Annotated in this window: 20 protein-coding genes; 7 read left to right on the top strand and 13 right to left on the bottom strand. The window is 64.5% G+C overall.

Going from position 1 to position 23,448, the window contains the following annotated elements:
• Position 1 precedes the first annotated feature (1 nt).
• The 6 genes from E8M84_RS18435 to E8M84_RS21725 form a co-directional block, all read right to left on the bottom strand.
• Positions 2 to 952: a metallophosphoesterase gene (locus E8M84_RS18435; RefSeq protein ID WP_170971994.1), complete on the bottom strand. Its 951-nt coding sequence runs from the start codon at positions 950 to 952 to the stop codon at positions 2 to 4.
• Between the two features lies 1 nt (position 953).
• Positions 954 to 2,390, bottom strand: coding sequence for a hypothetical protein (locus E8M84_RS18430; protein ID WP_137112641.1), 1,437 nt, complete (start codon positions 2,388 to 2,390; stop codon positions 954 to 956).
• 51 nt (positions 2,391 to 2,441) lie between these two features.
• A complete protein-coding gene (locus E8M84_RS18425; RefSeq protein ID WP_137112640.1) occupies positions 2,442 to 3,059 on the bottom strand; it encodes a hypothetical protein in 618 nt (205 codons plus the stop codon).
• A gap of 23 nt (positions 3,060 to 3,082) precedes the next feature.
• Entirely contained in the window at positions 3,083 to 3,772 is a 690-nt protein-coding gene (gene aqpZ / locus E8M84_RS18420) for an aquaporin Z (protein WP_137112639.1), read from the bottom strand.
• Positions 3,773 to 3,851: 79 nt separating this feature from the next.
• On the bottom strand, positions 3,852 to 4,391 hold the full coding sequence (locus E8M84_RS18415) for a hypothetical protein (RefSeq protein ID WP_205914636.1): 540 nt from the start codon (positions 4,389 to 4,391) through the stop codon (positions 3,852 to 3,854).
• A 110-nt stretch (positions 4,392 to 4,501) separates the two neighbouring features.
• A complete protein-coding gene (locus E8M84_RS21725; RefSeq protein WP_240790446.1) occupies positions 4,502 to 5,407 on the bottom strand; it encodes an SH3 domain-containing protein in 906 nt (301 codons plus the stop codon).
• 206 nt (positions 5,408 to 5,613) lie between these two features.
• On the opposite strand from E8M84_RS21725, the gene E8M84_RS18405 reads away from it, so the two are divergent.
• Positions 5,614 to 7,956, top strand: a complete 2,343-nt coding sequence (locus tag E8M84_RS18405) for a mechanosensitive ion channel domain-containing protein (protein WP_137112638.1) — start codon at positions 5,614 to 5,616, stop codon at positions 7,954 to 7,956.
• Between the two features lie 44 nt (positions 7,957 to 8,000).
• On the opposite strand, the gene E8M84_RS18400 is transcribed toward E8M84_RS18405, so the two are convergent.
• Positions 8,001 to 8,309 carry a hypothetical protein gene (locus E8M84_RS18400; protein ID WP_137112637.1) on the bottom strand — a complete coding sequence of 103 codons (309 nt, stop codon included), beginning with the start codon at positions 8,307 to 8,309 and terminating at the stop codon, positions 8,001 to 8,003.
• A 337-nt stretch (positions 8,310 to 8,646) separates the two neighbouring features.
• Between E8M84_RS18400 and E8M84_RS18395 the strand changes: the two genes are divergently transcribed.
• Entirely contained in the window at positions 8,647 to 9,627 is a 981-nt protein-coding gene (locus tag E8M84_RS18395) for a helix-turn-helix domain-containing protein (protein WP_137112636.1), read from the top strand.
• Here the strand turns inward: E8M84_RS18395 and E8M84_RS18390 are convergent.
• From E8M84_RS18390 to E8M84_RS18370, 5 genes are all read right to left on the bottom strand, one after another.
• Positions 9,624 to 11,570: an alpha/beta fold hydrolase gene (locus tag E8M84_RS18390; RefSeq protein WP_137112635.1), complete on the bottom strand. Its 1,947-nt coding sequence runs from the start codon at positions 11,568 to 11,570 to the stop codon at positions 9,624 to 9,626. The genes E8M84_RS18395 and E8M84_RS18390 overlap by 4 nt on opposite strands.
• Positions 11,571 to 11,680: 110 nt before the next feature.
• Positions 11,681 to 12,175, bottom strand: a complete 495-nt coding sequence (locus E8M84_RS18385; protein WP_137112634.1) for a hypothetical protein — start codon at positions 12,173 to 12,175, stop codon at positions 11,681 to 11,683.
• A gap of 743 nt (positions 12,176 to 12,918) precedes the next feature.
• On the bottom strand, positions 12,919 to 14,772 hold the full coding sequence (locus E8M84_RS18380) for a serine hydrolase (protein WP_170971993.1): 1,854 nt from the start codon (positions 14,770 to 14,772) through the stop codon (positions 12,919 to 12,921).
• Positions 14,773 to 14,879: 107 nt separating this feature from the next.
• A complete protein-coding gene (locus E8M84_RS18375) occupies positions 14,880 to 15,092 on the bottom strand; it encodes a DUF1127 domain-containing protein (RefSeq protein WP_137112632.1) in 213 nt (70 codons plus the stop codon).
• 23 nt (positions 15,093 to 15,115) lie between these two features.
• A complete protein-coding gene (locus E8M84_RS18370; RefSeq protein WP_137112631.1) occupies positions 15,116 to 15,766 on the bottom strand; it encodes a pyridoxamine 5'-phosphate oxidase family protein in 651 nt (216 codons plus the stop codon).
• A gap of 78 nt (positions 15,767 to 15,844) precedes the next feature.
• On the opposite strand from E8M84_RS18370, the gene E8M84_RS18365 reads away from it, so the two are divergent.
• Positions 15,845 to 17,269, top strand: coding sequence for a PLP-dependent aminotransferase family protein (locus E8M84_RS18365; RefSeq protein ID WP_170971992.1), 1,425 nt, complete (start codon positions 15,845 to 15,847; stop codon positions 17,267 to 17,269).
• Between the two features lie 114 nt (positions 17,270 to 17,383).
• Complete coding sequence (locus tag E8M84_RS18360) at positions 17,384 to 18,478, top strand: acyltransferase (protein WP_137112629.1); 1,095 nt, start codon at positions 17,384 to 17,386, stop codon at positions 18,476 to 18,478.
• A gap of 216 nt (positions 18,479 to 18,694) precedes the next feature.
• On the opposite strand, the gene arsB is transcribed toward E8M84_RS18360, so the two are convergent.
• The gene (arsB, locus tag E8M84_RS18355; RefSeq protein ID WP_137112628.1) at positions 18,695 to 19,708 is read right to left on the bottom strand and encodes an ACR3 family arsenite efflux transporter; all 1,014 of its coding nucleotides are present in this window, start codon (positions 19,706 to 19,708) and stop codon (positions 18,695 to 18,697) included.
• A gap of 128 nt (positions 19,709 to 19,836) precedes the next feature.
• On the opposite strand from arsB, the gene E8M84_RS18350 reads away from it, so the two are divergent.
• From E8M84_RS18350 to E8M84_RS18340, 3 genes are read left to right on the top strand one after another with little or no spacing between them, the layout of a single operon-like run.
• Entirely contained in the window at positions 19,837 to 20,685 is an 849-nt protein-coding gene (locus tag E8M84_RS18350; protein ID WP_240790445.1) for a PhnD/SsuA/transferrin family substrate-binding protein, read from the top strand.
• Positions 20,686 to 20,726: 41 nt separating this feature from the next.
• Entirely contained in the window at positions 20,727 to 22,109 is a 1,383-nt protein-coding gene (locus E8M84_RS18345) for an ATP-binding protein (RefSeq protein ID WP_240790444.1), read from the top strand.
• Positions 22,102 to 23,307, top strand: a complete 1,206-nt coding sequence (locus E8M84_RS18340; protein ID WP_137112627.1) for a sigma-54 dependent transcriptional regulator — start codon at positions 22,102 to 22,104, stop codon at positions 23,305 to 23,307. The genes E8M84_RS18345 and E8M84_RS18340 overlap by 8 nt, the downstream gene beginning before the upstream one ends.
• The last annotated feature ends 141 nt before the right edge of the window (positions 23,308 to 23,448 follow it).

Here is a 23,448-nt window from a genome sequence, read left to right as displayed (position 1 = left end):
GTCAGTCCGGCAAATCAAACGCCCGGGTCAGGCGGAAGTTGCCGGACCCGAGCGTCGGTGGCATGGTGTCGGCATCCAGTGCCGTTTCAAAACCGGGGGATGGATAGGCTGCGACGGCGATTGCGCCGTCATCGCTGACCTCGATCCAGGTGAAGCTCTGGGCACTGACCGCAGTCTCCCCAATCAGCTTGCGCGGTCCGCTGCCAAGGGCGGCTTGCGCCACGAACAGTATTCCGCCCGCCTGCCCGCTGTAGAAAGCGTGGTGGTGCCCGGACAACCAGAGGTCCACGTCTGCGCCCTGCGCCAGATCGAACAGGGCGGGATCAGCGAGCACGTCGCCCTCGCGCCCTTGCGAGATCGGCATCAGCGGCAGATGACCGAAAAGGATCACGGCCCGGTGCTGCGCTGCCTGCAACGCAAGGAGGTTGCGCAGCCAGACCATGTCTTCGTCAGGCAGAGGGCCGGACCGGGTTGCATCGATCCCGACCAGAAGGACGCCGTTCACCGACCAGGCCCCGCGGAAAGGCCAATTGTCGCTGTCGAGTGCCGACAGGTCGGGCACCCGGTCGACCCAGGCTTCGGCAAAGGCTGTCCGCTCGGCCTCGAACCCGGGATAGGCCGAGGCATCGTGGTTGCCGGGCGTCGCCAGCAGCGGCAGGCCAGCCCGCGCCAGCGGGTCGCTGACCGTGGCATGGAAGGACGCCCACATCCCTGCAAGCTCGGCCGGCGTGAGCGTCGGCTCCAGGCGTTGGCCTGCCACCATGTCGCCGGTGCTGATGACGAGATCGGGCCGCAGCGTGATGATGCGGTCGATGGCAGCGGAAACCTCCGGCCCGTAATCGGTCGAGCCATAGCTGCCGTTCAGGTCCGAGATCACGGCGATCCGCAGGGATTCCGCTGTTACGGGCTTCGCAAGAACCAGAACCAGCAGGGCAACGGTGAGGCGGCGCACCTTACGGTGCCCCGCAATCGACCGTCTCGGGGGTGGCGGTGCCGGTCAGGATGAAGGTCTCCGGGTCAAGGTCGAACTGGATCGCGCCGGCCTGACATTGCATCCGCAGGGTTGCGGCGGCAAGGAGCGTGTTCTTCACCAGCTGCGCGAACTGGCGCTCGGACAGGCCGAAGGAGGATTTCAGATAAGCGTGCAGAGGACCCTCGGCCTTCAGGTCGGCCTCAAGCGCCATCAGTTGCCGCCAGGTGGCAGCGGGGAAGTGGTGCAGGTCGTCCAGCATGCCGGTGGACTTGGCGAAGTTGGCATACTCCAACCGCGCACCGGCGTCGTTGTCGTTCAGATGGGTCCGCTTAAGCTTCACCGCTCCTTCGGGAAGCGGCTCGGTCTCGTCCCCATGAGCCACTGCCTTGCGCGACTTCAGCGCGCCATTCTCGATCCAATACCAATGCTCGACGTAGTCGATGTTTCCGACGCGGTCCTGCTGCGAAAGGATGAAGTCCAAAAGCGCGATGTTGGTCAGGTCGGTCATCCACGACACGATCTGGCGCGGATCGACGCTTTCAGCCATGTCACGCCGGATCTGCGGGTCCTTCAACGCCTCGGCCACACCCTCGGCGACTGCTTCGGCCAGGGGCTTCTGCGAGCGCAGAGCCAGAAAGGGGGCGGTGCCCTGGAAATCGTAGTTCTGCCCCTCGCCCCAGCCCGAGGCACGCGTGCCGTTCAGTTCGGAATTGTAGCGGCTGCCCTTCGCGCGCAGCATCACGCCGTAAAGCGCCGTGCGGTCGGCGGTGAACAGGTCGTCCGTGGGGCTGTAGCTGTCTGGCTTCTGGTCCGCCTCGACCAGCACCTGCCAGCCGGTCCGGTTCATGTCCGAGGAATGGCTATGGCCCGAGATCGCCACGCCGGGGCGGGCCACTTCGGTCAAGTGCATTTCGCGGTCCATGCTGCGCCAGACGGCGGGGGGCACGCCGATATCAGCGCCGAAGAAGCGCGAGAGGTGATAGTAAAGCAGCGGCGAGGCCGAGAAGGTGCCCGAGGTGCCGCGCGCGTTCATCGTGGGCTTGAACTTCGCCATTTCACCACCGCCCAGCCCCTTTGCTTCCTTGCCCTCGGGGCAGGCCCGCGTCTCGAACGCCTTGCGGTCGCCCGCATAGGGGCCTGTGGAGATGTCATGCACGATCATGCCGGGGCTTGTGCTCCAGGTCTTGGGGCAAAGCGCGACGGTCGGGGCGTAAAGGTCGATGGCGCAGAACTCGGCCTCGGCCGCAAGATCCTCGTCCGAATAAACGGCCCCCGGCATCGGCGTGATGCGCACGCAGCGCTCGGTCACGCCGTTCGGGCTGGTGTAGAGGGTCTCCTGTCCCTGCACGCTGTCATTGGCCTGAGCGGGGGCGATCAGAGAAGCCGCGATCGCAACGGCAAGAAGGGGGCGATGCATGGGACCTCGTTCATTTCGGGCAGATCGCGGCCTGTTGAGCGGCTGTCAGCGTTAGAGAGGGGTCGTGTCGAAGGTATCGAAGTGGTGGTCGATCCAGGCCTCGCAGCCATCGGCGCAGTCGGCGCCGTTGCGGGCTTCGTCCCAATAGGCCTTGGCGCGCTCTTCGCTCCAGCCGCAGAACTGCACCAGCGCCATGGCCGAAATCGCGCCCGAGGAATGCACGCCCCACATGCAATGCACGACCATCGGCCCACGGCCCGGGTTCTTGATGATGTCTTGGATCTCGCGCATCACGTCGGCCGGGCGGGTGGACTTGCCCGGCGAATAGGTCAGCTTGCCCTTGCCACAGGAGGTAGTGCCGTAATCGGTATTCTTGCCGAAATCGATGTAGCGGGCGCTGGAGAACCCGGCTTCACACAGCTCTGTCCGCTGCGTTGAGGACAGACCCGTGCGAGCCTTGTCGCCGCCTTTGAACCCGGCACGATAAAGCACCCCTGACAGGACCGGGCGGAAGAAGGCCATGCCCTCGGCCGGAGAGTGCCCGCGCCCGACCATCTCGGACATCGCCGGGCCGCCCTTGCGCCCGGTGTAGGTGTCGGCCCCTGCCTGGCTGAAAGCGCCGACCAGCAGCAGCGCCACGGCAATAGCGCGAAATCGGGGTGTTCGCATGGGGTCTCTCCCTTCTTTGCAGTTCAATCGTCGGCCAGCAGCGCCCGCCAGATCACCGCGCCGATCGCGGCACCAGCCAGCGGGGCGACCCAGAACAGCCAGAGCTGCGCTAGGGCCGCGCCGTCGGCGAACAGCGCCACTCCGGTCGACCGTGCCGGATTGACCGAGGTGTTGGTGACCGGGATCGAGACGAGGTGGATCAGCGTCAGGCAAAGCCCGATGGCGATGGGGGCGAACCCCGCTGGGGCCGCTTTGGACGTGGCGCCAAGGATCACGATCAGGAAGAAGGCCGTCATCACCACTTCGGTCACCAAGGCCGAGGTAATCCCGAACCCGCCCGGCGAGGCTGCTCCGTAGCCGTTCGAGGCAAAGCCACCCACGCCTGCAAAGTCCGCCTTGCCTGCGACGATGACATAAAGCACGGCCGCCGCCGCAATGGCGCCTGCCAATTGCGCGACCCAGTATGGAACGAGGTTGCGCATCTCGAACCGCCCGGCCAGCGCCAGGCCAAGGCTGACCGCCGGGTTGAAATGCCCGCCTGAGATGCCGCCCACGGCATAGGCCATGGTCAGGACGGTCAGGCCGAAAGCCAACGACACGCCCATGAGGCCGATGCCGACTTCGGGGAAGGCCGCAGCCAGGACGGCGCTGCCGCAGCCCCCAAGGACCAGCCAGAAAGTGCCGAAGGCTTCAGCCGAAAGTTGCCGGATCATGATGACTCCCTGTGATCCAAATTCTCCCAGTGGTCCCGCAGGCAGCGCAGGCCCCGCTCGTGAAGATGACTGTGAGGCCCTACAGCCTGCCGCCGCGCGCCGAGATGACTTCGCCGGTATCGCGCATCACACAGACCAGGTGCTCGTGACCGACGCTGGCTTCGATCTCCCATTCATGTTTGCGGGGTGAGCGGGCCTTGATGATATGCACCGCATGGGTCCCGACCGCGAAGTTCGTGGCCATCAGGTTGGCGCAACCCTTTACCGCCATCGGCGGGGCCTTCTGTTCGGCCGAGGTGTTCTGACGGTGCGCCCGGGCCTTTTCACGTTCCGCATTGCCGGCCTGCCAGCCTTCTGCACAGTCGCGGGTGCTTTCGGTGTAGGCATAGCCATGCAAACCGTCGCGATAGCAGGTCTCGAAATCGCCTGCGTGTTCAGCTGCCGCCGGGGAATACCCGTCTTTGTAGTGGTGCTTGTTGTGCAGCAAGGTCGCGATGCCCAGAAGTGCCGCCGCCGCTGCTACCTTCTCGTCATGGCTCATCTCGGCCTTGGCCGGAGCCATGCCAAGCTGGAGGCACAGGGCCGCGGTTCCGAGCATGGTGAGCGACAGTCTGATCATCGGACAATCCTCCTGTTTGGGGTTTCGGGTCCCGGGCGCCGACGCGCCCGGGAAACTGCGGAAACCGTATTGGCGCCCGCGCGTGCCCACTATCCGCAACACGAAAGCCTTCAATCGATGCCGAGAAGACGCCCCCGCGCATTGAACCGGCAATTGAACTCCTGCGTTGTCACGTTGCTTTGCACGAAGACCTCGAACCCGCGTCCGGCGGGCTGGGCGGGATAGGCGGTCAGCGACCGGATCGGCAGATCGAAGTCCTCGGCCACCGCGGCGCGGCAGGTTTCGGACAAAAGCGCCTGGACGACGCCGCCCCCAGCGGCGGGGGCGCCGGATTCGCGCAGAAAACGACCTGAGGCCCAGCCGGTGAAGCTGCCATCCGCGGCCGAGACTTTGCACCAGCGCGTCCGTCCCTCGCCCACGCAACCGCCGTTGCGCAGGACAGTTCCGTTGGCGACGCGCGCTATCACCCGGTCATTCACGGAAGGACCTTGCCGCACATTCAGCGCATCATTCGCCCCGACGCCGGTCACGGCCCACCAGTCGGGACCGCTGGCCGCCGCGTCCCCACCTCCGGCGGGCGGCTGGGTGGCTGCCCCCCGGCCCTCGATGCTGATCGACAGTCGGTAGTTTGCCGCCTCGCCCCGCCGCGCGGCATTGCGCATCAGGTAGACCTGCACCACCCAGTCCCCGCCCGAGGGCAAGGTAACCGTGGTGATGTTGCCGTTGATCGACCCGTTGTAGATCGCCGTGTCCGACCCGCTGCGGCGAATGTTGAAATAGGCGCTGGCGTTGTCGGTGGTCATCGCCACGGTCATACGCTGCCCGGCCGAGGCGCCGAGGACGTAGTTCACCCCCCGAGAGCCGACGATCCGGTCGCGCAGGACCGTGCCCGTCGCTCCGGCCGCGAAACTGACCCGCTCGGTCCGGTCCTGGGCTGCGGCGGGGCCGGTCCCTGTCAGGCAGACGGCGGCGGCAAGGAAGGCTGCGGTCAGGAGGGGAAAGCGGAAGGGTGGCATCGAGCAGTCTCCGTTCAGAGGATCCGGGGCCTTGGGCCGTTGGACACAGGTGCATCGTCCACCACTTTCCCCGCTGCACTATCCGCATTGCGAAATGCCTTCTGAACAGGCTGGGCATGGCTGCCAGTTCGCCTTTCGGATAGCGCGCAAGGCCAGCTTTCCGCACCTTTGCCGCAGTTCAGAAAGCACGGGGTTCCGGGACCAGAATGACGCGTCTTCTCCGGCTCTTCAGTGGCCTGACCCTGGTCCTGGTCGTCGTCTGGTTTACCGGTGTGGCAGGGGCGCAAACTGCGCCGGGTTTCGATTCTGCTCGGATTGATGCGGTGCTGGGCGCGGCTGAGTTCCTGCTTGACGCCGATGCCTCCCCGGACGCCACCACGCTGGAGGCGCAGCGGGCGAGCGTGGCTGCCCTGCGCGACGATCTGCGTGACTTCAACGCCTCTGACACGCTGGAGGCGCGCGCGCTGCAGGCCCAGCTTGACGCGCTCGGACCCCCTCCGGCCGAGGGCGTCAGCGAAGCTGCCGCCACGGCGGACCGGCGGCGCCAGTTGCTGGAAGCCATCGCCATCACCAATGCCCCGGCCCTTGCCGCCCGCGAAGCCCTGACCCGGGCCGAGGTCATTCTGCAGGAGCTCGACGCCCGGATCACCGCCACGGGAACGCGCGAGTTGCTGCGGCAGTATCCCATGCCGCTGTCCCCCTCCAGCCTTGCCATCGCAGCGGGCGACATCTCGAGTGTGGCGGCCACTGCGCAGGACGGATTGCGCCGGAGCTTCGGCCAGCCGGAGGAGCGGGCTGACCTGATCTCTGCCCTGCCGATTGCGGCGGTGCTGCTGGTCGTGGGCCTGTTCCTTCTGGCCATCGCGCAGCCCTGGCTATCCCGGCGCATGCTTGCGGCGGCGAACGCGGCCCGGTCGACGTGGCAGCGCTTGCTGCTTCTGGCCGGGGCGAATCTGGTGCTTCTGGCCTTGCCCGCCCTGGGCGTCTTTGCCCTGATCCTGATCCTGCCTGTGCTCTATCCGGCATCCCTGCAGTCGACGGGCCTTCTGTCCACCCTCATCTGGGTCGCAGCCATCCTGATCCTTGCCAACTGGCTGTCCGTCACGCTGTTCGCCGCCACCCCGGTCTCTGGCCCCGGAATGTCGCGCCGCGCGGCGACCTTGACCCGGCTTCTCGGTCTTGCCATCGCGCTGGAGCTGATCGCAGAACGCCTGTCGCGCCAAGCCTGGATGAGCGAGACGACGACCGCCGTCCTCTCCCTGCCGGTCGTGGGGCTGTCCGCCTGGCTTTTGTGGCACATGGCGAAGGTCATGCTTGCCTTGCGGGAGGAGAAGGCGGCGACCCAGGCCCATGCGACCGATGCGGGCCTGACGCGCTTCGTCGCCTATGCGGTGCAGGTCCTGGCGCTGCTGGCCGCGGGGCTGGCGGTTCTGGGCTTTGTGAACCTGGCGCGTGCGGTCCTTGTGCCGGTGCTGATGACGCTGGCCCTCCTCGGATTGGCGATCTTTCTGCACCGCGCAATCCTTCGGCTGATTGCCGCACTGACCTCGCACGGGACCGATGACCAGGCGCTGTCCGGCTCCCTCATTCCCATAGGCGTGGTGATCGTGCTGGCGCTGGCCCTGTCGCCGATCCTGGCTGTCATCTGGGGCAGTCGGCCCGAGGACGTGGCTGAGGTCTGGCGCAGTCTGACCGAAGGTGTCGTCGTGGGCGACATGCGGCTTTCACTGGACGGCCTGCTGGTGCTGGTCCTTGTCCTGCTTGCGGGCGTCCTGATCACGCGCTGGCTGCAGCGGGTGCTTCGTCTGACCATCCTGCCCCGCACCCGTCTGGATGCGGGCGCTCAGGCCGCGCTGAACAAGGGCGTAGGCTACCTGGGGATCGTGATCTCGGCACTGGTCGCGGTCTCGGCGGCGGGGTTGAACCTGTCGAACCTTGCCGTGGTGATCGGCGCGCTGTCGGTTGGCATCGGGCTTGGCCTGCAGAACATCGTGTCGAACTTCGTCTCTGGCATCATCCTCCTCGTCGAACGTCCGATCAAGGAAGGCGACCTCATCGAGGTTTCGGGCAAGACCGGCATCGTCCGTAAGATCGCCGTCCGCTCAACCAGGATCGAGACCGCCGACCGCCATGACGTCATCGTGCCGAACCTGGACCTTGTCTCCGGCACCGTCACCAACCTCACGCTGACGACCTCGACAGGGCGGCTGATCCTGCCCATCGGTCTGGCCTATGGCAGCGACGTCCACCGCGCCCGCGACATCATCCTGGACCTTGCCCGAGCACATCCGCTGGTCCTGCGCGACCCCGCGCCGTCGGTCCTGTTCGCCAACCTTGGCGACAGCGCGCTGGAGTTTCAGCTGACCTGCTTTGTCGTAGAAGAGGCGCAATCCGCCGTCATCCGGTCAGACCTCTTGTTTGCCATCCACGCGGGTCTGCAAAAGGCGGGGATCGAGATTCCCTACCTGCAGCGCGACATCCGGCTTCGCGACATCGACGCGCTGGTCAAGGCGCTTGGGTCAAGCCAAAGGACCGCACGTTCGGACTGATGGTGCGGCGGCGCGGGAATTCCCTCCCGCGCCGACCGTCAGGTTCAGCCCTGACCGGAATACATGACCTGGGACACGCGACCGTTGCGGTCGGTGCGGCAGATCCAGGGGGCCTCTGCGCCCGCAACAGACGCCTGCGCGACATTCCCGGCCTCGGATTCCACGACGTCGAAGATTGCCACGTCGCTGATGTTGCGGTTCATCTCGCGCGCGATGGCGGCGCGGCAATTCGTGGCCGTCGTGCCAGTCAGGTTTCCGCCGGTCACGGCGACGGGCTCCATCGGGGTCGTCTCGACGCATGCCGAAAGGCCCAGGAGTGCGAATGTGGCAACGAGGACGAAGGGAGATTTCATGCTTGGCAGCTTTCCTGTTGAGTTATGATCCAGGACGTTGCGACTACACAAAAGCGGCATTGCGCCAAGTTGGCGTTCAACGAGCACCCCTTGCCACTACGCGAAGCCACACTAGCTACACGCCCAGCTTGGGTGGCTCATCGACACTTTAACTCTTTGTTGCATCGCCCTGGCTCCAAAGAAGGCCCGAAACAGTGCAGCTCGGCTATCCGATTTGCGAAAAATGGTGCGGTAGAAGTTTAGACTTTGACCACTGTATCAGTAAGGCCTACGGACATAGCTTATCAGTGTATCCTTGTATGGATCGGAGGAAATGAACATCAGGAAGAGTCCGTAAATGGGATCATCAGCCGCGTTCTATGAGAAGATGCTGCTATCCGGCACTTCAAAAAGCGCGCGCGCAAATTCAGGGCCTGACCCAACCAGCTTTGCTGTGACGTTTGACGATCCTGAAGGGCATGTCTTTTATGAGGCGTTCAGATTTGAACCGGACCATGCCCTCATCAGCCGTGTATCGTCGACCGGATACCAGGCAAAGTGGCGCGACGACGACAATTTTACCTTCGTCTTTCAGCGGGTCGGCCGGTATGATGTTCAGATTGCCGGATTAGACTACGGAATGTCTCAGGGAAGCTTGCTGGCCTACCGCCCGGGCGAGCGACAGTCTCGAATACGGACTGGCAAGGGCGGGCTGCGCAATGGCGCTACACTACAGGTGCCGGTAACCCTGATGAACGCCCTCGCTCAATCCATGGAAACGACGCCGGACAAGGTCCTTTCTGTGGACGGAACAGCTTTGACGGGAGAGGTCGGTCATGCGCTTTCGCGCGTGCTGCCACAGCTTGCCGATGACCTGATGCTGCGCCCGTCCGAGACGCCACCTCCGCGGATGGTTCGTGCAATCAAGCTTCTCGTCGAAGATGTGCTTTGCGAAATGATGGGCAAGATCATCGAGCAGCAGTCATGGCGGCGCGTCTTTCCGGCTTTTCATCGGGTGCGGCAAGCCGAGGAGATCATGCATGCAAACAGCGATGAACCACTGTCCATGCAGGAAATAGCTCAGGTGCTCGGGGTCAGCTTGCGCAGCCTGCAACTGGCTTTTGCCGAAGTCTATGGCGGCCTCAGCCCCCGTGACGTGCTGAACCGGATCCGGCTGGAAAAGGCACGGGCCCGGCTGCTGGCCGCCGATGGCAACGCGCAAGTCACCACCGTTGCGATGGATAGCGGGTTGTTCCACCTCGGTCGCTTTTCGCAGGCCTATGCCCGAGCGTTTGGCGAGAAGCCCAGCGAAACGCTGCTGCGGCGCCGGGTCTCCTAGCCCGGGGGCAAGACCCACTGTGGTTTCAGGCTTTCGATGCAGCCGATAGCAAGGTCAGCGCCGGGTTGTTCGATGAATGCCATGCCGATGTCCTTGGCGCATTGCGAAAAGATCAGCGCGCCGTGGCCTGCCTCCGGGAAACCAAGGGCCCGCGCATTGCCCAAGTTGGCCGCCGTGTCCAGCGCATCGGCCGAGGATGTCTGCGTGTCGTTCAGGCCATAAAGGATCAGCGCCGGGATTGCGCTTTTCACCGGCTCGTGTTGGCCCTCGCGCGGAACGGGCGTGAACAATTCGCACAGGTCGAACATCTGCGCCTGAGAGCCGGTGTTGCGTTTCAGAAACGGAAATTTCACCGAGGCATTGAAGCTCTCGAAGCCTGCGCGCGAATTGAACGGCAAGGATTCCTGACAGGCTACGACGAACAGGTCGATCGCGCCCACCATGTTGCCGAACGCGCCCCTTGCCTGGCCGGACACATCAGCGAAAAACGCGGTCACGTCGGCTTCGGTCATCACATCCAGCACGGCCAGGATGTGCGGCTGGTCCGCGCTGGGAACATGCGTGATGATCAGGTCGCGCAACGCCTGCCGCGATGGTGCAGTCGGGACCAAAGCAGCGACCGCCTTCAGGAAGGCCAGCATGTCGTCTTTCGACCGGGTGCCGACGATCGCCGCCTGCATCATACCGCCCAGCCGACCCGAAAGGTCGCTTGCGCCGGTCGCCCGCGCCTTCAGCGACGCGGCCAGCGCCTGTACCGCGGCAGCCTGTGCTTGATCTTCCCGCGTCTCGTTCGCGGCCATCTCGAACAACATTCCGGCAAGGGTCTGCTGATCCGGGGTCAGTCGGGCGGCAAAGGGGTTCACCCTCTGGGCCGTGCTCGGCTGCGCGTTTGTCGCGCCCGAGATCAGGAGATCCCAGGTTGTCGTCTCGCCCCGGTCCCATTCGGTCAGGATCAGCGGGATCAGCTGGGTTGCATTCGGCAGGCGGCCGAACTGGTTGCGCTTGGCGAAAAGGTCGATCAGCGACTGGATCGTCACCTCTGGCTTGCCGCGCGCAGCCGGGATCGGCGCCTTCTCTAGCTGTTCGGCCACCCGGAACAGCACCGCTTCCAGGTCAGGATAAGCTTTCGCGCAGGCCGCATCTGCTGCGCACTGGTCGAGGACGGCTTGGATGGACTCGACCTCGGGCTTGATGTTCTCGTCATAGACCTTCGCTTGCGGTGGGCTGACACTGTCCAGCACGACCGAACGCACTCCTTCCGGCGCGGACCGCATCACCTCCAGCCCCAAGGTCGTGCCGTAGGAGACGCCGTAGATGTTGTAGTCAGTGTAACCCAGGGCCAGCATCAGCGCCCGGACATCCTGTGCGTTCTGGTAGGTGTTGTAGGCGGTAAGGTCGTTGCCCTTAGCGGCCAGCTCGGCCACGCAATCCTTGAAGAACTCGACCTGCATGTCGTCGGCCGCCGCCGTCGGAACGAGCAGCTCGAAGATGTTGCCGCCCAGTGTGTCGAAGCAGGTCACCATGTCCGAGGAAATCCCCGCCGCCCGCTGGTCGAAGGTCACCACGTCGCGGCGAGTCCGGTAGCCGTCGAACTGGGGATGCACGATGCCGGCAAGCCCCATGATCGCACCGCCGCCCGGACCGCCATGCAAGTAGATCACCGGGTCGGGCACCGGGCTGAGCGTCCGAGCCTTGAGCACCGCAAAGGCAAGGTCGATGCGCGTGCCGTCGGGCTTTGCATGGTCCTCGGGCACGTTTACCCGGCCGCAGATGACTGTGCGGCCCTCGACCTCGGTCGGAGGAACGGCGTTCGGTGGACAGGCATCGAGCGCGAGCGGATAGCGAGGATCGGCTCCACCGGACCGGAGCATCGGAAAGGCGGACAGGTCAGGCTCGCCCGATAGCAACGCAGTCACGACAGCGATGATCTGGTCTGGGGTCATGGGGTCAGTCCTGTCATGAGCAAAGCAGCTAAACTCGCCCCGTGCCCGCCGAAGAGGTCACGGCTGGCACAGAGCGAGGCACTCGTTACGGTTCACAAGCCAGGGTCAGGTCAGTTCATCTCTACCCAGTCCACGATCGACCCTTTGTCCGAAACGGTGCAGGCAACCCGGCGCGCGCTATTCGTTTCCTTCATGATGATCTCATGGAACCCCGGCCGCAGCTTCGAGACCTTCTCTACCTTGACCGGGACGCCCATCATGTCGGTGCAGGCTCGCTGAGCCGTTCGGGGCGCCGAACTCGCCGCCTCGGTGTGGTGGCCGTGGTGACCCTTCATGTTGAGACCAAGGTAGGACCTTTTGCTATCATACTGGCACTCGAACGAGGTGACGTCCGATCCCGAGGCCGGATACTGGCCGTAGACATGGTATTTTCCCCCTGACCGTTCGACCGGAAGGGTCAGCACATCATTCATCATCACGCCCAGTTCCGTGGCGGCAGCTTCGGCGCAATGCGACGCCATCGCCGGTTCGGCAACGATCTTGGCGGTGGCGGGCAGGGCCGCCGACAGGAGTGCGGCAGCAGAGATGGCAAACAGGGTGCGCAAGATGTGGTCTCCTTGATTTCTGGGCTGACGCGGCTCGCGCCCGATGTTCGGACACGACTGACTGAAGGGTGTTTCCGCCCTGGCTGCTTGGCTATCCGCTATGCGAAATCGGGCTGAGAACAGCTTTGCGAACGAGGGTCGCGCAGGGAGCGGGAGTGGACCTGATGTCTCCGACAGATCGCTACAGCAAAACAGTCTCACGACAACAGCGTTCCACCGATCACCACCAGGTCATGTGCAGCGCTGCGCGGTATCTTCGGGAAATGAGCTCCGAGGGCGAAGCACCTAGCTTCAGACTGCCCACGGCCCCAGCAGCGGGATCGTGGGACCACCGGACACATGACGAGCAGACTTGGATCGAGTTCATCCGCTTCAACTCCTGCGGCTCTGACCCCAAGATGACACCGGACCGGGTGCGACCGCTGAGGAAGCTTCTGGAACAGCCCTGAAACGGTGATGGGCGAAATGTCTGCCGTTCCCCGATTTTTCGGGAACACCTAGGAATGCGGCCCCGATACCTATTTGCCTAAGGTCACTCGCATTGAGTGAGCTTGACGCAAGCAAATTTATGCCCGCATTGCGCTACACTGTGTCCGTTGATCCAACCTGCATAGGAAAAGGACCGGTCAGTCCTGCTGAACGATCGCTGAGCCGCGAACCCGTAACAAGCGCGGCGAAGAGAAGCGCGAGAGGACCGACAGATAAGCAGCGCGAGATGGGCGTTCCTTTCAGGGCTGGCACGGTCACTCCAACGGCACGAAGTCGTAGGCGGTTGCACCCTCTCCGAAGGTAAGCACGCAGGTCTCGGACTCGTATGCGATCGGGTAGGTGAAGAGCGGTCCCTCCCAGATGACCCAGCGACCCGGCTGGCGCGGATCAATCCTGAGCTCGCCGGAAAACTCTCCGATGTCGAGGACTAGGCGTCCGCGTTCACGCACAAGCGACACCTCTCCGAGGACCGGCGAGTGGTAGCGACCCTCGGCTGCATGCGCCGACCCGGACGGGATCGGGGCAGCCCCGGCAAGTTCGTTCGCCTGGCGGGTGGCCTCGGTCCGCGCGATCAGGGCACCATCGTGATGGCTTTGGGGTTGCTCGAATAGGATTTCGAGGAACCGTGTCCGAACTGCCCGCACGAAGTCGTTGGCGCGCCCGGCATTGGTCAAGATGACGATCCCGGCGCCGGCTTCGGGCAGGAATGCCAGTTCGCTGGTGAAACCAAAGGTGTTCCCGCCGTGGTGGATCAGCCGCTGGCCGCGCCAAGTCTCGACGAACCAGCCCAGCCCATAGGACATCGAGGCGCTGACCGGAACCTGCGGCGTAGTCAGATGAGCGAAGCTTTCCGGTGCGATCAGTCCGTCAGCAGTGCCAACCGCAAGGAGCGCTTGCAGGTAACGTGCCATGTCTGCGCCCGTGGACCAGTGCGCGCCCGCAGGAGCAACTGGCAGCAATGCAGCCTCGGTCTGGACTTTGAGTCCGCGCCGCTGGCCAGAGCCATGCGGCGCATGGGGCACTGCGTAGTCGCCGTCGGCCTGCACCTCGTCGAAGTCCAGAGTCGAGCGCGTCATGCCCAAAGGTTCGAACACACGCTTGGCCAGTGCCGTTGCATACCCGTCGTCGAGATCGCCCCAACGAGACCCCGCTGCCGCCGCTGCAACCCAACCGCCGGTCGCAACCAGCTGGTTTGAATACTGGAAGGCTTCTCCGAAGGCCGTGAAGAATTCGAAGCTGGCCAGGGAGGCGATCACCGCCTCGGCATCCAGTTCGCGTGCATTGAACAGGAACTCCATGTCACGGCGTGGCACTCCCGAACAGGCGCAGACGAGGTTCTCGACGGTGATCGTCTTCGAGAGCTCGGGATCGGCCACGGCAAAGTCGGGCAGGATGTCCTGCACCGGCTGGTTCCAGTCCAGCAGACCTTCCTCGACCAGCCCTGCCATCAGGAGCGTCGTCATGGACTTGCCGACCGAGCCGATCATCATGCGGGTGTCAGGGGTCACAAGTTCAGTGCCGCCGGCCGACCGAAGGCCGAAACCCTGCACCAGCAGCACTTCGCCATCCTGCACCACGGCCACAACCGCGCCGGGGACATCGAAGAGAACCCGGTTCTCTTCGACGTAGCTGCCAAGCGCCGCCAAGTCGGCGGCATCCAACTGGCTTGGCACAACGCCCGTCAGGTCAATGCCTGCCGCGTCAGTCGGCTGGAAACCCGTTACGGCGATGTTGACCTGGGCTCCACGGCGTTCCAGCGCGGCAAGGGAGCCACGGAGCAGTGTGACGAAGAGCTGGCCATCCAATTCTTCCACCACGGCCTGCCGGAACTGGCCGTCTGCAGGCGGATATACGAAAGCGGTTGCCTTGTCGAAACCCTCTCGCGTGGGCGCCGGCACGATGGTCTGCGGGTCAGGCGCGACCTCACCAGCGGCCCACCAGGCGGAGGTCACTGCGTCGGTCGCTTGCTTGGCGTCGGACATTCCAAACCAGAGGGCAATGTCACCCTCGGGACTGGTCAGTGCAACCAGAGGCCCGGCGGCGTATGTCTGCCAGCCCTCTGGCTTGATCAGGGAGAAACGGCCTTGTGGGTCGGTATACGGGGTCATGCGTGTCTCATCCGCGAGAAGCTGGATTGGCAGAAGATTAAGGGCAACCGCCATCGCGGTCGCCGAGAGAAGAGCGCGGGTCATATGTTGTGCTGCCTGACTTGTGATCACCGCCATGCCATCATCGCGATCCGCGCGGCAACGTCACTGGGTTGGAGCGGGCTATCGCCGTGCGGCGGCAGACCAATATCGATGCGCCGCCGATCGTCCAGATGGTCGATAGCAGCCACGGTCGAACGCCTTGTCGCCCAATCGGCCAGACGGTCGAGAAGAGGAAAGGCCAAGGGCACGCGGAGGCGAGTTCTTGTGAGAGAGGTCATTTCTGATTTCCTTGCGAATGTAATCAGTTGGAAAAGCGGGCGCGAGCTCGAGCCAGCGACAGCGGCTCGGACGCACCTTGCGGCGTGTGCCCATCGGGTATCCCGCGGCCCAGTGCGGTCACGACCGGCAACACGCCGCCCCAGAGCCCGAGTGTATAGTCGCTGGCGTCATCCACGGGCGGCCCACTGCGGACCTTGGCGGATGCGGCCTCGATGGTCAGGGCGATGACGCCGGTGGCCTTGCGTTCCTGGGCGGTCATGGGGCGGATCTCGGCGTAACGTCCCGGCAGAAGATGCTCGGTGATCGCCTTCAGCGCTGCCTCGAACTCCTCCGGCTCCGTCACGGCTCGGCCCTTGCCATGCACCACCGCCGAGCGGTAGTTGACCGAGTGATTGAAGCCCGACCGCGCCGCAACGATGCCATCCACCAGGGTGACGGTCATGGTCAGGGCCGCCTCATCCGCCAGCTTGACGATCCGCGCCTTCGACGCGCCATGCAGCCATATGCAGCCTGGCCCCCGGGCATAGGCCATGGGCATGACCATCGGTCGCTCCTCGGCGATGAAGCCCACATGCCCGACCAAGCCGGAGTCCAGAATCGCGTTGACGGTCGCCTCGTCATAAAGCGCTCGTTTCGGATTTCGGGCCCGGTTGAAGCGGGGATGGTCGGTCATGGCACTTCTCCATCTTTCGGACGGGTGCCTTTTGCCCCATGATCCGGCTCCATGGAGGAGCCAGTCAGAAGGCGTTTCATGGAACCAGCAATCTTTTCGAGCCTCGTCAGGCTGAAGCCGGAGGGACCCGACACTCTGGTTGTGCAACTCTACCGTGGCATTCGCAGTGCTGTGCTAGACCGACGGCTGATCGCAGGCGAAGCCTTGCCCTCGTCCCGAGCCGCCGCAGCGCTGCTTGGCGTTGGGCGCAACACGGTGAATGCGGCCTATGATCTGCTGGTGGCCGAAGGCATGATCGAGGTGCGGCCAGGTGCACAGCCCCGGGTGGCAACGCTGGATCTGGGCAAACCGGGCGGTGTGGCTGATCCCATCCGCCTGTCGGAACGCGCATTGGCGGCCATGGTGCCCCGTCGCCGTGGGCTCTCCGAAGGCCGCCTCGCCCCTGGGTCTCCCGATCCCGCCCTGTTTCCCGCCGATGCTTGGGGTGGCGTCCTACGCCGGGCTGCACGCCACAGGCAGGATGGCGCCGAGGGTTACGCTCATTTCGAAGGACTGCCCGAGCTTCGGAAAGTTCTGGCGGACCAACTTCACCGTCATCGCGGTCTTGTCTTCACGCCGGACGACATCGTCGTAACCCCGGGAACACAGGCGAGCCTGATGATCGCTGCTGCCACCTTCGCGGACCCGGGCGACAGCGCGTTGATCGAAAGCCCGGGATACATCAGCGCCAGGGCAACGTTTCAGGCAGCGGGGCTTAACTGCATGGCTTTGCCGGTGGATGCTCAGGGTGCCAATCCGGCGCTAGCAGACTTCAGCAATGCACGGCTGGTCTATGTCACCCCTTCTACCCAATATCCGACCGGTGTCAGGATGCCGGTGAGCCGTCGGCTTGCGGTGCTGGAAGCCGCGCGAGGCGCAGATTCGATCGTTGTCGAGGACGATTACGACAGCGAGTTCCTGTGGGAAGGCCGGGGCATTGCGGCGCTTGCCGCGCTGCCCGATGCCGGCCATGTCGTGTACCTCGGCAGCGCCGCGAAGAGCCTTTTGCCCGGTCTGCGCATCGGTTGGATCGTCGCGCCCCAAGGGAGCGCAAGCGCAATTCGTGCGGTCCAGCGTCGGCTGGGTCTTGCGGCAAATGTCCATGCACAGGCCGCGCTGGCCGAGTTCATGGCGCAGGGTGCCTATCGCGCGCACATCGGCGCAATTTCGTCGGCCTATCACGACAGGCTCGGGATCGTCGTCTCGGCGCTGACGGGAGCCCTCGGGGACCGGATCAAGCTGTCTCGTCCAGATGGCGGACTCCAGTTGACCGCACTCCTGCCGGAGGTCGCCGATGACGGCCCCTTGCGAGAAAGTCTGAATGCGGATGGTTTCGCGGTGTCGTCGCTCTCGGACTATTTCCTGGACAGACCAGAACAGGGCCTTGTCATCGGCTTCGGCACCGCGACGAGCCGAGATGCGCGTCGCTTCGCCGAAGCACTCGCGCGCCATCTGGACAGTTAAAGGGGATCTTGAGGCCATTCCGGTCCCCCTGAACTGGTCGAGACTGGTTCTTTGCACGGCTGCGCTTCCAGTGCATGAGCCATCGCTGACCTTCAAATCACCGCGAGCACATCGATGAAGAAAGCGAGACAGATTACAGAAGACCGCCAGCGTGCCGTCTGGATTGATCGTCTGCGCGCAGGTCTGATCGTTCTGGTGATCCTCCACCATGCCGCGATCACCTACGGTGCAAGCGGCAGTTGGTTCTTCAAGGCAACCGAGGTGACGAACCTTCCGCTCACCTTTCTTGCCGCCGTAAACCAAGCCTTCTTCATGGGGCTGTTCTTCATGATCTCGGGCGCGTTGGCGCCCACCTCGCTGGAGCGCAAGGGAACAATAGGCTTCCTTGGTGATCGCGCGCTCCGTCTCGGAGTGCCGGTTCTTCTGTTTGGCTTCTTCTTGGGACCGTTGACCGTTGCGCTGGCGAGCGCACCTTTCGGCGAGATCGTCCCGGACACCGTCGATCGCATCCTGCGCGGCAGCTTCATCCTCGGCCCGCTGTGGTTCCCGGCTGCTTTGTTGATCTTCTCGATAATCCTCGCGCTCTGGCCGGTGCTCGGCAGCGCATCCCGACCAGTGCCACCCTTCGCGAACTGGCTCAGTCTTGCGCTGCTCACCGGTCTTTCGGCCTTGCTGATCCGGCAGGTCGTGCCTGTCGGCGCCTCTGTCTCGGGTTTCCAACTTGGCTATTTCGCCTCCTACATCGTGCTTTTCACCGTCGGTGTGCAGGCGGGGCGGAATGGCTGGCTCGACCGTCTGCCCACCCGAAGTCTTTGGCTGGCGATAACGGTCGGTCTTGCCGCGCTGCCGGTGCTGCCCGCGGCGCTGCTGTCTATAGATGCCCCGCGCTTCGAAACAGGTTTCTCCGTTGCGGCCGTCGCCTATGCCTTCTGGGAACCCTTTGTAGCCTTGGGCGCGATCGCTGGGCTGATCTTCTGGAGCCAGCGCCGGGGCAACCGCGCGGCTGCCTTCTGGTCCTGGGCGGCGGCGAACAGCTACGGCGCGTTCATCCTGCACGCGCCGATCCTCGTAGCAGTCAGCCGCGCGCTTGATGCCCACGGCACAGCATATGGTTTGGCCCTGCCGCTGTCCGTTGTCACAACGACACTTATGGCCTTTTGGCTGTCGGCACTGCTGCGCCGGTCCGCGCTGGTGCGGCGTGTGGTCTGACGGGATCATCGGGTGCCTTAGTAGAGGTCGCGCTGCCACTCGGCATAACCACCGTCTTCGGTGGCGGCATTGCGCCGCCCTTCAGCGGCGGCAGCGTGGAAGGCGCCCTTCGGTTGAACGACGGCTCGGGGCCAGGAGCGACCCGGCTCATGCGAAGGGCGGAAAGCGGACCTTTGTCCTTTGTTCGGCCGAGCAAATCGGCACCGGATCTGACCGTCAGGTCGGGAATCGGTCTCGGGTTCGATTGGCAAAGGCCACAAGCGACAGCATGACCGGCACTTCGACCAGCACGCCGACAACGGTGGCCAGTGCGGCACCCGAGTTCAGTCCGAAAAGCCCGATCGCCACAGCGACCGCCAGTTCGAAGAAGTTCGATGTGCCGATCAAGGCGCAGGGCGCAGCCACCTTGTGGGGCAGCTTCCACGCGAACGCCCAGGCATAGCCAAGCGCGAAGATGCCGTAGGACTGGATGATGATCGGCACGGCGATCAAGGCGATCAGCAACGGCTGGGCAATGATGACCGGACCCTGGAAGCCGAACAGCAGCACCACGGTCAACAGCAGACCGAGGACCGATGCCGGTTTGATGCGGGCGGTGAACGCCTCGACCGATCCGCCCCGTGCGAGGAGCGCGCGCCGCGTCAACGCGCCGGCGATCAGCGGGATGACGATATAGAGGACGACCGACAGGATCAGCGTCTCCCACGGCACTTCGATGTCGGTGACACCCAGAAGGAAGGCCACGATCGGTGCGAAAGCCACGACCATGATCAGATCGTTCACCGACACTTGGACAAGCGTGTAGTTCGCGTCGCCTTTGGTCAGCTGGGACCAGACGAAGACCATCGCCGTGCAGGGCGCAGCGCCCAGCAGGATCAGGCCCGCGATGTATTCGGGTGCCTTTGCCGGGTCCATCAGTCCGGCGAAGAGGTGGTTGAAGAACAACACGCCAAGGGCTGCCATGGTGAAGGGCTTGATCAGCCAGTTGATCACAAGCGTGATCACCAGGCCCTTCGGCCGCTGGCCGACCTCTTTCAGTGAGCCGAAGTCGATGGCGATCATCATCGGATAGACCATCGCCCAGATCAGCACGGCCACCACGAGGTTGACCGAGGCGTATTCGAGGCGGGCCAGCGCAGCGAAGACGCCTGGCATCAGGTTGCCCAGCACAAGCCCCGCAAGGATACCCAGGGCCACCCAGAGGGTCAGCCAGCGTTCAAAGAGGCTCATGTCGGGTCCTTGGCTATCGGCAGGGCTTCAGCGCCGTCTCGAACTCCGATTTGACGGATCATCCTGCAAGGATCAAGCTTGCCTGTGCCAAGGTGCCGACAGGTGCAGCGCAAACTGCGGAGGACGAAGTGCACACCCGGCGAAGCGCAATACTGGCGGGAGCGGCCTTCTGCGCGGCGCCGATGGTGCGTGCGCAAAGTGATGCGCCGTTCCGCTTTGCCCTGACGCCGGTCTTTCTGGACAATGACGCTGCGGTGATCTCCGCGCTTCGCACCGCTTTGGGCGAGGCGGTGGGGCGCGAGATCGAACTGGTCCAGCGCCGGACTTATCAGGAGATCACCGGTGCCTTGCTGGATGGGTCGGTCGATGCGGCCTGGACCTGCGGCTATCCCTATCTGCAGCACCGCGATCAGCTCTCGTTGTTGGGGGTGCCAGTCTGGCGGGGCGCGCCGCTTTATCAGTCCTATCTGATCGTCGCTGTAGACGATGCCGCGACCAGTTTGGCCGATCTGCAAGGTGGCGCACATGCCTTTTCAGACCCCGACAGCAATTCCGGCTACCTTGTCACCGCGTCGGACCTGGCACGGATCGGCACGACGCCGGACGGTTACTTTTCCCGCTCGATCTTCACCTACGGGCACCGCAATGTCGTGCGCGCGGTTGCCGGAGGCCTGACCCGGTCGGGCAGTGTCGACGGCTATGTCTGGGAAGTCCTGAACAGTGTCGAGCCCGGCCTGACAGCACGCACGCGTGTGATTTCGCGGTCCGAGGATCTGGGATTTCCGCCCTTCGTCGCGCGCAGCGACCGGATGGACGAGGCCGGGATCATGGCCTGCAGGACTGCCTTGCAGGGCCTGGGAAAGGCAGACAAGGGCCGGGAGGTTCTGCGCCTGCTGTTCCTTGATGCCGTTGTCCCGGCGGACCCGGCGCTGTTCAACGGCATCGCGGCACGCATGGCCGCGCTGGCTGGCGGATGATTGCAATGCTGCGCTTTCGCAACTTGCCAGTGACTGTCCGCGTGCCCCTGATCACAGCCGCGCTGATGATCATCCTTGCCCTGGTCGCCAGCCAGGGTGTTCTGGGCGCGCTTGGCCGGGTGCAGGATGCGCGCCTGTCCGAAACCGCGCGGCTGCATGTCGAAGGCCTGGCGGTCGCGCTGGGTCCTTCCGTCCTGCGGCAGGACGTCTGGGAGGTCTACGACATTCTGGACCGCGCGCGCCAAGCCAGTGACGGACAGCGGCTTTTGCTGACTGTGGTGGCGGATGAACGGGGGCGGGTGCTGGCGGCGACCGATCCCCACCGTGCGCCGGTGGGTGAAGATGCAGCAGAATTCGGCCTCGGCGCCGTGGCCCCCGAGGCGCTGCGGATGACGGGTGATCCCGTTCTGCGGGTCACCTCTCCCCTGCAATATCAGGGGCGAACCATAGGCGGGATCGTCACCGAACTGGATGTGACGGACCTTCTGGCCGAGCGGCGGCAGGTGACGCTGTGGCTTCTGTTCGGCAATGCGCTGGCGACAGGGGTGTTGGCCTTTGGTGGCTGGCTTGCGGTTGCGCGCATCCTTCGGCCGGTCGGCGCGCTCGTGCAGGCGATGGACGCCTCGGGCGGGGCACCGCGCCCGATCCCGACGACCGAGATTCCCCATGGCGACCCTGGCCTCGCGCGGCTGATCGAGACTTACAACCAGATGACCACCGCGGTCGAGGAACGGGCCGAGGCCGAACGCCGTCTCGCTGACCGGGAGCGATTTGTCAGTCTCGGGCGGCTTTCATCGGCCTTGGCGCACGAAGTGAACAACCCGCTGGGCGGTCTCTTGAACGCCGCAGACACGATCCGCACCTACGCCGACCGACCTGATGTCGTGCGCCAGTCCGCCGAACTGATGCAGCGCGGTCTTGGGCACCTGCGCGACGTCACGCGGGCGATGCTGGATCAGAACCGGCTGGACCGCGCCGGGCAACCCTTGCGGCCCGAGGATTTCGAGGACCTGCGGCTGTTGTTCGAGCCCGAGGCGCACAGCCGCAATCTGGCGCTGGAATGGGAGGTGGAGGCAGGCGCCGAGGCCCTTGCCTGCCAACCCGCCGCTCCGGTGCGACAGGTGGCGCTTAACCTTCTCTTGAATGCCGGGGCCGCTGCCGGAAAGGGTGGAGAGGTCGGTCTCAAGGTCAGCAATGGCGGAGACCGGCTGTCAATCGCGGTCAGCAATACGGGCAACGCGATGGGCGACGCTGACCTCAGGCGTCTTCTGGCCTCGGGCCCGCTGCCCCCGGGCGGCGGGGTCGGCCTGCGGTTGGTGCATGACATCGTGTCGGGACTTGGCGGCACGCTGCACCACGACCGGGCGGAAGGGTGGACGATGATCCGCGTTGATCTGCCTGTGACGGGGTCCGGTCATGCTTGAAGGCCGCCGCATCGTTCTGGTCGAGGATGACGAGATCATGGGGGCCTCGCTTCTCCAGCGCCTGACGCTGGAGGGGGCCGAGGTGCAGTGGCACCGCCAAATTGCCCGCGCTTTGCCCGCGATCCGCACGCCGCGAAAAAGTCTGGACGCGGTCATTTGCGACATTCGCCTGCCCGACGGAACGGGGGAAGAGCTTTACGACACTCTGACGCGCACCTCGCATCCGCCGCCCTTCCTGTTCATCACCGGGCAGGGCGGAATCGACCAGGCCGTGCGGCTGATCCGGTCGGGGGCCGCGGACTACATCGCCAAGCCCTTCGACATCGCGGCGTTCCTGATCCGGCTGGCAACCGTCATGCGACCGCGCGCAGATCAGGAGATGCCGCCCGAAACCGGCATCTCAGCCGCCGCCCGCAACGTGGACCGTCAAGTGGCCGAGGCGGCAACCCGCGACACGCCTCTGCTGATCCGGGGCGCTCAGGGGCTGGGGAAGCTGCGGCTGGCGCGTCGCCTCCATGATCTGTCTGAGCGTCGGGCCGCGCCGATCCTCGTCTGCAACGCATTGCGCGACCGCGTTGGCCGAACAGAGCTACAGTCAGCGGTAGCCGAAGTCGGCGAGGGCACTCTTGTGGTGGTCGGGATCGGAGATCTGGAGCCCGCTGCGCAGGACAGTCTGATGGCTGCCCTCAGGGCAGCACAGTTCAGGCTGATTGCCACATTGGGACTGCAAGTCGATGATGTTCCTCATAGCTTGCGGGCCGACCTTCTGTCCCTGTTGCAGTCGCACGAAATCGTCGTTCCCCCCTTGGCGGATCGGCCCGACGACGCGGTCTGGCTGGCGGCCCAACTTTTCCCAGGTCTGAACGCCCGCCGGAAGGTCCCACTGACCGGGATCGCGGCGACGGCGGCGGAGGCGATCCGCGCCCACGGCTGGCCCGGCAACGGCCGCGAGTTGCGTGCCCGGCTGATGCGGGCGGTCGAGGCTGCAGAAGGCGGGATGGTGATGACCGCCGATCTTTTCGCGGAACGCGCAGCAGATGAGGCGATGCGGCCCCTCTCTGAAGTCCGCGATGCTGCCGAAAAGGCGCAGATCATGGCAGCCCTTGACCGGACACAGGGCCAAGTCGGCGAAGCGGCGCGGCTTCTGCGGGTGTCGCGGACGACGCTGTGGGAGAAGATGCAGAAGCTGGGGTTGTAAGCTTGGCCCGTGTTCGGAAATCCGAACGCCCAAAATTCGTGCATGTTTGGAATGGCTTGCTGCGCTGCGGCAGGTGCGGCAACGCAGTCCTGGCTGCACCACCTCTGCGCTAACCTTGGACAAAAGGGAGCCAAGGGAGGT

Source organism: Rhodobacter sp. SY28-1, assembly GCF_005222785.1.
GTDB lineage: Bacteria > Pseudomonadota > Alphaproteobacteria > Rhodobacterales > Rhodobacteraceae > Tabrizicola.
This window is presented reverse-complemented; position numbering and strand designations above follow the sequence as displayed.